The organism is Vibrio sp. Isolate30 (assembly GCF_022397975.1).
In the GTDB taxonomy this organism is placed as follows: Bacteria; Pseudomonadota; Gammaproteobacteria; order Enterobacterales; family Vibrionaceae; genus Vibrio; species Vibrio fortis.
This window is the reverse complement of the sequence record NZ_JAKEUS010000007.1, coordinates 164,084-176,030: the sequence shown is the minus strand read 5'-3', so window position 1 is coordinate 176,030 and position 11,947 is coordinate 164,084. Positions and strand designations below refer to the sequence as shown.

At 44.8% G+C, this 11,947-nt stretch carries 9 protein-coding genes; 4 read left to right on the top strand and 5 right to left on the bottom strand.

The annotated features are described in order from the left end of the window. Positions 1-55 precede the first annotated feature (55 nt). Together L1D60_RS16740 and L1D60_RS16735 are read left to right on the top strand one after the other, a co-directional pair. A complete protein-coding gene (locus tag L1D60_RS16740; protein WP_239842110.1) occupies positions 56-1,255 on the top strand; it encodes an extracellular solute-binding protein in 1,200 nt (399 codons plus the stop codon). 23 nt (positions 1,256-1,278) lie between these two features. Then, a complete protein-coding gene (locus L1D60_RS16735; protein ID WP_239842153.1) occupies positions 1,279-3,216 on the top strand; it encodes a GGDEF domain-containing protein in 1,938 nt (645 codons plus the stop codon). A 124-nt stretch (positions 3,217-3,340) separates the two neighbouring features. On the opposite strand, the gene L1D60_RS16730 is transcribed toward L1D60_RS16735, so the two are convergent. After that, positions 3,341-4,057 carry a 3'-5' exonuclease gene (locus L1D60_RS16730; protein WP_239842109.1) on the bottom strand — a complete coding sequence of 239 codons (717 nt, stop codon included), beginning with the start codon at positions 4,055-4,057 and terminating at the stop codon, positions 3,341-3,343. A 5-nt stretch (positions 4,058-4,062) separates the two neighbouring features. Then, on the bottom strand, positions 4,063-5,952 hold the full coding sequence (locus tag L1D60_RS16725; RefSeq protein ID WP_239842108.1) for a DUF294 nucleotidyltransferase-like domain-containing protein: 1,890 nt from the start codon (positions 5,950-5,952) through the stop codon (positions 4,063-4,065). Between the two features lie 149 nt (positions 5,953-6,101). Here L1D60_RS16725 and L1D60_RS16720 point away from each other — a divergent pair, with 149 nt between their 5' ends. Continuing rightward, positions 6,102-6,743, top strand: coding sequence for an outer membrane beta-barrel protein (locus L1D60_RS16720; RefSeq protein ID WP_275665723.1), 642 nt, complete (start codon positions 6,102-6,104; stop codon positions 6,741-6,743). Between the two features lie 106 nt (positions 6,744-6,849). On the opposite strand, the gene L1D60_RS16715 is transcribed toward L1D60_RS16720, so the two are convergent. The 3 genes from L1D60_RS16715 to L1D60_RS16705 form a co-directional block, all read right to left on the bottom strand. After that, a complete protein-coding gene (locus L1D60_RS16715; protein ID WP_032548727.1) occupies positions 6,850-8,040 on the bottom strand; it encodes an amino acid aminotransferase in 1,191 nt (396 codons plus the stop codon). 226 nt (positions 8,041-8,266) lie between these two features. Next, complete coding sequence (locus L1D60_RS16710; RefSeq protein ID WP_239842107.1) at positions 8,267-9,769, bottom strand: HD domain-containing phosphohydrolase; 1,503 nt, start codon at positions 9,767-9,769, stop codon at positions 8,267-8,269. Between the two features lie 252 nt (positions 9,770-10,021). Further along, positions 10,022-10,321 carry a hypothetical protein gene (locus L1D60_RS16705; RefSeq protein WP_239842106.1) on the bottom strand — a complete coding sequence of 100 codons (300 nt, stop codon included), beginning with the start codon at positions 10,319-10,321 and terminating at the stop codon, positions 10,022-10,024. A 211-nt stretch (positions 10,322-10,532) separates the two neighbouring features. Here L1D60_RS16705 and L1D60_RS16700 point away from each other — a divergent pair, with 211 nt between their 5' ends. Beyond that, the gene (locus L1D60_RS16700) at positions 10,533-11,939 is read left to right on the top strand and encodes a PLP-dependent aminotransferase family protein (protein ID WP_239842105.1); all 1,407 of its coding nucleotides are present in this window, start codon (positions 10,533-10,535) and stop codon (positions 11,937-11,939) included. Positions 11,940-11,947: the final 8 nt, after the last annotated feature.

Below are 11,947 nucleotides of genomic sequence, written 5' to 3'. Positions count from 1 at the left end.
CGTATCGCCGCAAATTTGCGGTATTTTCAGTGTTTGATTTGGTGATGAGGCAGGTTTGAAAATACTAACGGGGCTCGTAGCGTTTTTCCCTTGGATAGCATGTGCGGCAAGCATTGAAATATGGGCTGGCATTGAGTTTGAGACAGCTCAAAAGGTAAAGCAGCATATAGAAAATTTGACTGAACATACGGTCGAGGTTCGCCGTTTTGACATTAATACAATTCGCGCCGAGCTTGTGGTTGCGGACCCAAGAGACACTGCTTTCCCAGACGCGATATGGGTTCCTTCCGATTTCCTCGGCTTGTCGGACTATATTGACATTTCCACCATTCCAACTGCTTGGGTTGACGAAAGCCGCTATGAGGAAAAAGCCCTTGAAGTAGTTGAACTTAATGGCGAGCTCAAAGCGCTTCCAGTCGCTATTGGCAACCAACTTGTTCTCTATTCCCGAGTTCAAAATGACGCTCTACATCAAAACCTCTCTCAAAATCAAAGTGGGACGCAAAATCCAAGCAATGCACAGATGACATGGGAGCAATTGATTACCTTGTCGCAAGAGTCATCACGTGAAGCCATCGCTTTTCCAAATCCAAACATGTACTTCTATCTGGCTTTTCACCAGCTGTTTTCAAATCAACCCTTCTCATCGAGAAGCATCAATGGCGAGAGCGTGCTAGAGATCTTTCGCTTTATTGAACAATTGGAACAACAGGGCGTGATTGCAGGAGGCTGTGATAATGGTTGCGCACGTCAACGGTTCTTAAGCGGGCAGGTCGATTACCTAATCGATGGGGATTGGGCCTATAACGAGCTATCTCAATCAGAACCCAACTTAACGATTAACGCTTTGCCGACGTATCGAGGTAAGCCGATGGCCTCTTTCAGTGGTGCCAAAGTGTTCGCGATAACTGAAAAAGGTATGCAAGATATTGATAAGCAGTTGGTATTGCGTGAAATGGTGAGTTTTCTACAGTCAAATCGATTCAGTTATTTAGCGCGAAGTGATGCGATGATGTCACCTTTTAAAGACGTAAATCAGAAGCGTATGGCGTCAAATGAAGGCAGTTTTACTCAGATGTATCAACAGTTCCAAGCCGCACAGATCATGTCGAGTGATTACTATATGGCGATAGTGTGGGAAGCATCAGCCCGCGCGTTAGAACGTTATAAGCTAGGTATGCCGAAAGAAGAAATTCCCGCTTTCTATGATGATTTTGTTGAACGCTATGCCAAACGGTTAGGGGGGCAGCATTAATGAAGCTGTCTCTCAAATACACCATGGGGTTGGTGCTTCTATGTTGTGCGGTGCTTCCTGTTTATTTTGCAGGTCAGCTGATTTTAAACAAGCAATCTGAAACGCTATTAGAACAGAAGGCAATAAACCTCAATAACTCAACTCAAGGCATTACTCAAACTGTAGCGAGCCAAGTCGACCTGACATTACGTTTAACCGAATGGTACGCCCAAGACCGCTCACTGTTAAAGGCCGGCAGTAATGTATTCTTCTCTAGCGTGGTGTGGGAAAAAATGGCGAGCTTTAACGAGCTTGCTGATGGCGTTTCAGCGACGTATATCTTGGATAAGAGTTGGCGTCCTATCTATGACAGTAAAGGAAGCTTATACCACTTTGAAAATAGCCAATTGTTGAGTGAGATAAAGCGTCCTAAGTCTACCTATATTAAAGGGAAGATCTTTCACAGTGAGTTCGCTGAACCCTCGCTGGCTAACGATTCAGAATCGGGCATCGCTATCGTTGCACCGATATTGCCTTATCGATTAGTTGAAGGCTCTGAATACTCGCCGCAAGGCTATTTAGTGGTATTAATGGGCTACGACCTATTGAAGAGCAAAGTCGCTCCGTTTCTTTATGATAAAGAGTCGGTTGCGTTTCATTACGCTCACTCTGCCGATTTGAACTCGGGTAACGAGCATGAACACCTGGTCAAAATAGCCAACCCACTGTTTTTAGACCCACTCTCGATTGAAGTTAAACATAACGTGTCTGATGAAGCGCGCCAGCAAGAGATGCAGCAAGCACAAGTGGTTTTTATAAGGATTCTATTTGCGACATTTTTGCTCGCGGTCTTGTTTGCGCTGGTCCTCAATCACTGGTTCTCACGTCAATTGAATTTGTTGTTGGAATCGGTGGAGTCGTACTCAAAAGAGAAGCTGCCCACGATTAAACCTGAACAGCATAAGTTTACAGAGTTTTACGCATTCAGTGTGTTACTCGACAAGATGTGGCAGCGGATCGGGGACCAGTTAGATGAACTCACGATACGTAATGATAAGCTCAAATCTGCGTATCAGCAGATAAAGGTAAACAACGCACAGCTTGAAAACTTTAATGTTCAGCTTGAGCAAACCGTTGAAGAAAAGACCTATCGATTGACTCACTCTCTTCAAAGAGAAGCAGACCAAAAACGTAACATTATGAGGATCGTCGAGTTTGCGTCGATGCGACAAGGTGTCGAATATCGATTAATCCCCAACTTGGTCGAAACCCAGTTAGCCGCTTTGCTCTCAGGGAAGAGTATCCAATTCTCGTTTACTAAACCGACTTTAGATGTCTCGAATACCAACCGAGTGCAATCTTTGTTGGATTCGAAAGGACAGGTGATTGGCTACTTTAATCACAGTAGTGAATACCTGACGTTGAGCGATGAAGACCAACTTATCTTCGACCTTTATCAGAAACAGCTTGCGGCGTGGATTGAACTAGAGAACATGACACGGGTAGACCTTGCTTCAGGATGCTTTAACCGCAAAGCGTTTGATGATGACTTAAGCTACTGCCAACGCAAAGTGATTGAGAAAGGCTGGATACTGTCTTTACTGGTCATCGACGTCAATGGGTTAAAGCAGACCAATGATGTTCACGGGCATCAGGCAGGGGATAGGCTCATTAAAGCGTGTGTGGATATTGTTCAGGAGCGCCTGCAAAGCCATAGCAATATGTATCGACTGGGAGGAGATGAGTTTGCGGTACTGACTTTAACCCCGAGCGCTGTGCCGGAAGTGGAAGCTCTTAAAGAGCAGTTATATTCTGACCAAACACAGTCGCATATTTTGATAAAGGGTCACCCGATCCCCGTCCTTTTTTCTGTCGGATTTTCGCAGAGTGATAGCTCGGCATTGAACGATATGTTCAGTCATGCAGACCAAGATATGTACACAGAGAAACGTCGCTTTTATGAGGCTCAGGACGAGTCTTAATTGTTTTAAGTGTTAGAAATGAAAAAGGAGCAAGGTTGCTCCTTTTTGGTTTTGAGTTCTCTATTTATAGCTTGTTTATATTTGCTTTAAGAGCTCTGGTGACGTGAGGAAGTCGATTCGCAACTTACAACCAAAACTCTTTCAGCGGCCTGCTCGCATCGTAATGGTGAGCAATCTGAGCTTGGAGTAGTTCTGCAGTCGCGATCGCGTCCGTTAAAGCATGGTGGGGCGTATAGTCGGGTAAGTGGTAGCGGCGACGACTTTGCCCCAATCTAACCGAGCCCGGCTTTTTGCCTTTTAGCTTGTTCCACAGACCGCCAGCGAGTTTGTGCTGTACTTGAGATTCGATTTCTAGCGTATCTAATACTGGGAACTCGATACCTTCGCCAAGACGTGAGCGTAGTGCGTTATCTAGGAAGTTGCGTTCTATGCGTCGGTAATGAACCACAGGAATGTGTCCTGCCATTGCTTTAAGCACTTCATCGAGAACCTCGTTTAGATCTGGAGCATCGAGGATATCATTGTGAGTAATACCGTGAATAACCACCGACTCTTCCTCTAGCTTTTGTCTTGGTCTCAGAGTCCAGTGACGTGCCTGTTTAAGGTAGATTCGGTTAAGTGTGAACGGCACTAACCCGATGGTGATGATGCCATCCTTAGATGGGTTGAGTCCGGTGGTCTCAAAGTCCAACGCCAAAAACGTGACTTCGGATATCGGAGTCTCAGCCGCTGGCAGCGGTTTGCTGTAGTACTCTTTGAGACGCTCATCCTGAACACGATCTAGCTTCTGAGCAAATTTGAAGTGCCAATCCACAGCGGGTGACTTAAATATTCTCGTCATCGTCTCTACTTAAAGTTGTTGTTAGCTTGGTAACGGAACTTGAGGAAGTTCTGGGCATTGCTGAGAATTTGGAATGCATCTTTTAAGTTACGACGCTCAAAGTCAGACAAATTCTCCGGCTCAATGTTGTTATCCGGCTCGATGTTGTTGTCGACATCAAGCGCTTGGTGGCGGATACGCACCATAGAGATAAACTCCATCGCATCTTTCAAGTCTTGAGCTCGGCCTTTCGGTAAGATACCCGCATCAATGATGTCATCAAGACGCTCAAATGAGTTTTTCGAGCGCGATGCGACGGCTAGAGAATGGACTCGGATCAAGTCGGCTAGTGGTGCCGTACCGCGTCGTTTGAGATTGATGGAGTTATTGTGGCGACCATCTTTCTCCATAACAAAGTCTTTAAAGAAGCCAAGTGGCGGCGTGCGGTTGAGTGCATTTCGAGCCAAACAGGCCAAGAAGCGATTGTTTTTACGTGCACGTCGAACAATGAAACTATTGAGTTGTTCTGCCCATTTCAATCGGCCATAAACACCATCAAGATCGAAGAAAATAGAAGCGTTAAGCAGCGCTTTCGGATTTGGGTTATCAATCCAGTCTGCGAAGCACTCTTCCCATTCGGTACGGGTCATTCGCCAGGTTGGATTGGTCGCCATGATGTCGCCTGTACAGTAGCTATAGCCGCACTGATCTAAGCCATCACAGATGAATTTAGAGAAGGCCTCAAAGTAGGCACCATGTTTCGCTTCATCATAGGTGTCGTCAAGAATAATGGCGTTATCTTGGTCGGTAACAAGCAGCTGTTCGTCGCGTCCCATTGAGCCCAATGCAAGGAAACAGTAGGGGATGGGCGCATGGCCAAGCGTCTCTTCGGCAAGCTCAATAATGCGTTGCTTGAAGCTTCGACCTATCACCGACATTGCCGTCCCGACCATGTGAGCATTGGCATCCTCGTTTACAAGGCGCACGAAACTATCTTTAACCTGCTCCGACAGTACCTTGAGATCTTCAATGCTCTGCTGCTGGAAGATACTGCTCACTAGAAGAAGAGAGTTTTGGGATTCGTAGCGGACAATATCTGTCGCTTCGATAATACCAATTGGCTTCTTATCTTTAAGAACAGGTAGGTGGTGTACGTTGTAGCGAAGCATGGTCATCATGGCTTCATAAACGTAAGCGTTATGGTCGAGCGAGATAACCTCTGCAGTCATCACGCTGGAGACTTCATCCGACGGGTCAAGACCTTCGGCCAGTACGCGTGTACATAAATCTCGGTCGGTAATGATGCCGATTACTGGCGTGGAATCATCTTCATCATCTTCTACGATATCTGGGTCAATAATTAGCAGTGAAGAGACGTTCTCTTCGGCCATCATGGTTGCTGCTTGTTGAATGGTGCGTGATTTCTCAATCATTGGTGCATCGCTAGTCAGCAGCGTTTTTACCTTTGATGTGGTCAGGTCGTTGGCATCATTGTTGTTTGAAATGGCTTGGCGCAAGCGCGCGTTGTCTTCAACTTCAACAAAGTCAGCAAACGAATCGTAGTTGTCGTAAAGCTCTTGAAAGATTGACTCTGGGATGCAGTAAAGCAGGGTATCTTCGATTGCTTTAACAGGAAAACGCACCTTGTTGTTGGTCAGAAGACCCATTTGACCGAACAAGTCACCTTGATCTAGACGGTTATAGAGTTCCCCTTTACGTCGGTAAACTTCCACCTCTCCACTGCGTACCACGTATAAGTCGTGAATTTGGTCGCCAAAGTGAATAATCGGTGTGTCCTGACGATAATAGGAAATTTCCACGCTGCTCGTGACTTTAGTGAGCATCTCTTCCGGTAATTCACTGAAGGGAGGGTATTGGGCGAGGAAATTTTGAATCTCTAATAACTCAGCATCCATAATGTTCATCCGTAATTTAATATGATTTCATGGTACATCATTTGATAATAATTTTCTGGGACAAATCATTCTGTGAGGTAAAACCTTTTTAAAGTCTGATGGATAGACTAACCTTTGATAAAAAGAAGACAGTGTTAAGGAAGAGTTAAATGTCGATATGGAAGCTGGGCTTGATCTCTGTATGTACTGCATTCTCAGTGGGCGCAATGGCACAAGATAATGAGCCAACAATACTCGATTATAATTATGTGACTGCCTCGGTGTATTCCGGCAGTTTAAACGAAGACGCGGGCGGCAATAATAATGCCTCTGTGTTTGGTCTGGGTGTTAGCTACGAAATGACAGATGAATGGTTGCTTATTGGTGACTACACCGCGCGCTTTATTCATCCAGACGAGAGTACGACTCGAATTGATACCCTTATGGGGGGCGCAGGCTACCGCTTTAATATCCGTAAAGATCTCGATATCGTGGCATCGTATCTATTGGGGATAACCAAAGGTGAAATTGAACTTAATTCGAACAACAAGACGCTCAAATCTGATACCGAATTTATTCATGGCGGTAAAGTCGAACTGAATTATGGCTTTGCAAAACGATGGATTGCTAATGGTAGTATCCAAGCGAATCGAAGTGATCTGTTTGATGAAGAGATCTACCATCTAGGCTTGCGTTATAAGGTGACGTCTAAATTCTCTATTGAAGGGGCATATCAGCACCGAGATGGCGAAGGTGATGACGGTGGCGAGCGAACTAACGAGCTCGGTCTAGAGTTTAGGTTAGAGTACTAACGGTTTCGATAAGCACCAAAAATAACCATTACGCTTACTAAAAGCATCGAAATACTAAAAAGCCAGCATATACGCTGGCTTTTTTGATATTGGAAAGGGCCAAAGCTTACAGTACTGCAGCGATGCCTTTACATAGAGGTAGCATGTTTGACTTAGTCATACCTGCCACACTGATACGGCCAGAGCCTACGATGTAGATAGCAAACTCTTCTTTCAGGCGAGTTACTTGCTCTTTAGTTAGACCAGAGAACGAGAACATGCCGTTTTGACGCTCGATGAACGTGAAGTCAGCGTCAACGCCTTGCTCCTTCAGTGTTGCTACGAAAAGCTCACGCATCTCTTGGATACGGTCACGCATTTCAGCAACTTCTGCTTCCCACTCTGCACGTAGCTCAGCATCACCTAGGATGTGAGTTACAACTGCACTACCGTGCGCTGGTGGGTTAGAGTAGATAGAACGGATGATGCTCTTCACTTGAGAGAATGCAGTGTTTGCAACGTCTGCAGATTCAGCAACCAGTGTGAATGCACCTACACGCTCGTTGTATAGACCAAAGTTCTTAGAGAATGAGCTCGCTACAAGGATCTCTTTGTTGTACTTAGCGAAAGTACGAAGGCCAGCAGCATCTTCTTCAACGCCTTTTGCAAAACCTTGGTAAGCGAAGTCGAATAGTGGAAGAAGTTTCTTCTCAGCAACCAGTTTCGCCAGTACTTCCCACTCTTCTGCAGTTGGGTCGATACCTGTTGGGTTGTGACAGCAGCCGTGTAGAAGAACGATATCGCCTTCAGATGCTTTCTCTAGGTCAGCAACCATGCCAGCAAAGTCTTTGTCTTTTGTTTCTGCGTTGTAGTAGCTGTATTGAGCTGTCTCAATACCTGCAGCAGAGAAAACGCCGTTGTGGTTTGCCCACGTTGGGTTACTGATCCAGATCTTCACGTCGCCAAGTTGACGTTTAATGAATTCGCCAGCAACACGTAGAGCACCAGTACCACCTGGAGCTTGAGCCGTTTTAGCACGTTGAGCAGTAACGATTTCAGCGTCTGCACCGAATAGAAGCTTCTGTACCGCTAGGCCGTATTCAGCTGTACCTTCAATTGTTAGGTAAGATTTAGTTTTCTCGTTTTCTAGAAGAGCGGCTTCCGCTTTTTTAACGGTTGCTAGAACTGGCGTTTGGCCATCTTCGTTTTTGTAAATACCAACACCAAGGTTGATTTTTTCTGCACGAGCGTCTTTTTTAAACTCTTCAGTCAGGCCAAGAATAGGGTCTGCTGGGGCAGCGAGTACTTTTTCAAACATAATCTTCATCCATGTCAATTGAGAGGGGATAGTATCTAGTGGTATTTATACCTGTATGAAATTTTGAAGACAATATGAATTGGGAAGAAAGCGGAAAAAAAATCTATTTCGACGGAATTTATGAGTAAAGCTCGAATATATCTAATAAAACACCCTACGGATAAACCAATAGGGTGTAAGAAATTAGTGTGTTTTAACTTAATTGTGAGCAGTCGGCAGACCTTAGCTAAGCGGGTTGTAAAGTAAGGTTTTCTCTCTCGAGCTCACTAAGGTCTAACTTGCCATCTTTATGCGTTGCGGCAATTTCAACAAATTGTTGTTCAACCGCGAGAAAAGCTTCAACAACATCTGGGTCAAAGTGCTGGCCTTTCCCCTCGATAATGATGCCTTTTGCTTTCTCGTGGCTAAAAGCGGGTTTGTATACGCGTTTCGAAATCAAGGCATCATACACGTCGGCCAACGCCATCAATCGTCCAGACAGTGGAATATCTTCGCCAGCCAATTGATTTGGGTAACCTTGACCATTCCACTTTTCGTGGTGGGTGAGTGATATCTCTTTTGCGACTCTTAAGAATGAGCAACTGCCGAGTTGACTCTCTGCAATAGACAGCGCCTCGGCACCAATTTCAGGGTGCTTCTTCATGATGTCGAACTCTTCGTCAGTCAGCTTCCCTGGTTTGAGTAGTACATTGTCAGGAACGCCAACTTTACCCACATCATGAAGGGGAGCGGATTTGTAGAGCAGTTCAATGTATTCGGGTGTGAGCAATGACGCGTGTTTTTCTGATTGGCTCATATGTTCCGCCAACGCTTTTACATACTCTTGTGTGCGAATAATGTGCGCACCTGTTTCGTTGTCACGAGATTCCGCTAAGGCAGATAGACTGACGATCGCCACATCACGTGTGGCTTTGACCTCTTGCTGAACCGATTGCAGGCTATCGAGCATGTTATTGGTGAGTAAAGCCATTGAGCCAAGCTCATCATGATTGAAGACAGGTAATCGAGATTGAATATTTCCTTTTGTTACTTCAATCAATGCACACTCATGACTTAAGAGTACTTTCTTAATGAGTTTGCTCCACATGGTCATGATCACCACTGCATAACCACCTAAAACAAGCGATAGGTAAGCAAACTCTTTCATAATGCTGATTTTACCCGTGCCATCTAAGATGCGATCAGGATTATGCTCAAGCCAAAAAACATCTTTGATTGCCACCATGCTCAGCATCAGAGTAAGAGATGTGAGTAGCACCATCACTAGGCTTATTAACTGCTTAACTAAAGACTGGCGAACGCCGCTGAGTTGGACGTCATTCGTCCCTTGAGCATGATAAGTCTCCATCTGCTTAAGTTTGGACTCGAGTTCCAGAATACTGCCTGTAAAGAAACCAAACAGAGCCATTCCAAACAGAACCTTCAGATTACTATCAAGAGGGAACTCATAGCCAAGGTTGTAGTATGTGGCGAGTGGAATACTGATAAGGAAAAATAGAGCCGTATCAAGTTTGATATAACGCCCCTGTTGATAAACATCCCAACGAGTGGCAACGGTAAGCCTTATAACAAGCAAAATTGCAAATACTATGCTGACATGGGTGAGCGTTTCCATCGCTGTTAATGTTTCTAACATCGGGCAAACTCTACTGCCATATGTCCCAAAAAGAACACCAGCAAGCACGTACAGTTTGGTGGTTAGATTGGTATTGTGGTGTGAAGAATCCATCAATTAATCCTTGTTATTATCCTAGTCTGCTTCCAATGACTTATAAGTAGAACGAGACTGGCAAAAAAATATTTCTTTTTAATAGTTATTCTGTATGGATTTTGATAATTCTATCGGTGAGGAAGGGCAATTGATATAACTGAGTGAAAGCTTTTATAGAATTGTTAAGTGTAGCGTTTGTCTGAGCGCTGTTAATGGGGAAAAGAATGAGGCTCACTGATCTTAACGATTAATCAGTGAACCATAGACGTATTACTTCTTAAGGTTGATTTCTGCTTCAATCGAACCTGTTTCAATTTCTGGGTGTGAAGCAAGCTTGTCAGCAGCCCATTGATTGATGTGTTTCAGAATCGCCGATACAGCATGTTTTTGAGTCGCGGGTTGGTCATCGACAACATCAAGCTTCTCTTTTGGATGTGAGCCTGTCGCGTCTTCTGCAATGTGTAGCCAATCAGGGTGCCAGTAGTAAGGCTGTCCACTTGGTGTTGTCCAGCTGTGGACACCATTTGATTCACCTTTGTACTCTAAGTGTTCTGCTTCTATCTTTTTCATTATGGTCTCGCATTATTATTGTGAACATCTGTATAAGTTTAGAGCGATATAAAGTTCTCGCTATGCATCAAAGTTAACAGAGCGCGTCAGTAGTTCTGTGAAGTTTTTCACACAATTATATAAATGACGTTAAATCAGTGGGATAGCTATAACCTAAGCCCATGTTAATGCTAGAGTATTGGGTTTATTGATTCTTTAGGTATTACAATTTATGGCACGTTACGAAGAGCTGGCAAAGGATATTCGCACTCAGATAGCCAATAATACTTGGCGATCTGGTGAGAAGATCCCATCAGTCCGTATGAGTTGCCGTAACTATAAGGTCAGTAATAGTACGGTACTGCAGGCGTACCAGCTTTTAGAAAGTGAAGGGTGGATCATCGCTAAGCCTCAATCTGGGTATTTTGTTGCGCCCAAAATTGAAAGTTTGGTCACGCGGCCTGAAATTTCAGCGCCCAAACGAGCCATTAACGATAGGCTGTTCGACTTTTTGACCTCCAGTTCTGCAGAGGGAGTGGTGCCTTTTGGTTCTGCCTTCCCAGATCCAGACCTCTTCCCACTTCCTGTATTGACAAGAAACCTCGCTAGCGCAGGGCGCAAGATGACAGGTGCGAGCGTGATCAATAACCTTCCTCCGGGGAGTGAATCTCTAAGGCGTCAAATTGCACAACGTTATCTACAGCAAGGAATTGTTGTCAGCCATCAAGATATCGTGATTACTTCAGGTGCGATGGAGGCATTAAACCTCAGTCTGCAAACTGTCACCAAACCGGGTGATACTGTTGTGATTGAAGCCCCCGCTTTTTATGGTGCGCTTCAAGCTGTGGAGCGACTTGGCCTTAATGCCGTTGAGGTAGAGGTTTGTCCTAAAAATGGTTTGAATATCGCGGCCTTTGAACAAGCGATGATTGAGCATGATGTCAAAGCTTGTTGGCTGATGACGACATTCCAAAATCCAACTGGAACATGCCTGTCAGATAAGAGTAAGAAAGAAGTGGTTGCGATTGCTCAAGAGCATCAGGCTCTTATTATCGAAGATGACGTTTATGCTGATCTTTATTACGACGGAGAAAAGCCTAAACCACTTAAAGCCTATGACATTAACGACTCTGTTTTGTTGTGTGGCTCGTATTCTAAGAGCTTATGTCCGGGGTATCGCGTAGGTTGGGTTGTTAATGCTCGTTATCATAATCAGATCCAAAAGCAGCAGCTTCTTTCAACGCTATCAAGCAGCGCACCCGTACAGTTGGGCGTAGCGCACTTTTTGACTCATGAAAGCTACGATAACCACCTGCGTAAGCTACGCAAGCACCTACAAGCGCGAAAGCAAGAGTTTATAAGTGCCGTGAGAGAATATTTTCCGGCTTCTATTGAACTAGAAGAGCCACAAGGTGGTTATTTTATTTGGGTTCGTTTCCCTGAATCCTTCAATAGTCATAAACTCTACAAGCAGGCGATGGAAGAGGGGATCAGTATCGCTTCGGGGGATTTGTTCAGTGATAGTGATTCGGTCTCTCATGCCATTCGACTTAACTTTTCTCACGAGTTCAATCAAGAGCGCCGCTTGGCGTTAAAACTCGTAGGTCAACTAGCTCATCAACTGTCGCGTCAGTCATAAACTTAGAG

Excerpts from the sequence above, each read along its gene's own strand:
- L1D60_RS16720 (WP_275665723.1), top strand. The coding sequence starts at position 6,102 with ATGTCGATATGGAAGCTGGGCTTGATCTCTGTATGTACTGCATTCTCA.
- L1D60_RS16730 (WP_239842109.1), bottom strand. The coding sequence starts at position 4,057 with ATGACGAGAATATTTAAGTCACCCGCTGTGGATTGGCACTTCAAATTT.
- L1D60_RS16715 (WP_032548727.1), bottom strand. The coding sequence starts at position 8,040 with ATGTTTGAAAAAGTACTCGCTGCCCCAGCAGACCCTATTCTTGGCCTG.
- L1D60_RS16735 (WP_239842153.1), top strand. The coding sequence starts at position 1,279 with ATGGGGTTGGTGCTTCTATGTTGTGCGGTGCTTCCTGTTTATTTTGCA.
- L1D60_RS16710 (WP_239842107.1), bottom strand. The coding sequence starts at position 9,769 with ATGGATTCTTCACACCACAATACCAATCTAACCACCAAACTGTACGTG.
- L1D60_RS16700 (WP_239842105.1), top strand. The coding sequence starts at position 10,533 with ATGGCACGTTACGAAGAGCTGGCAAAGGATATTCGCACTCAGATAGCC.
- L1D60_RS16725 (WP_239842108.1), bottom strand. The coding sequence starts at position 5,952 with ATGGATGCTGAGTTATTAGAGATTCAAAATTTCCTCGCCCAATACCCT.
- L1D60_RS16705 (WP_239842106.1), bottom strand. The coding sequence starts at position 10,321 with ATGAAAAAGATAGAAGCAGAACACTTAGAGTACAAAGGTGAATCAAAT.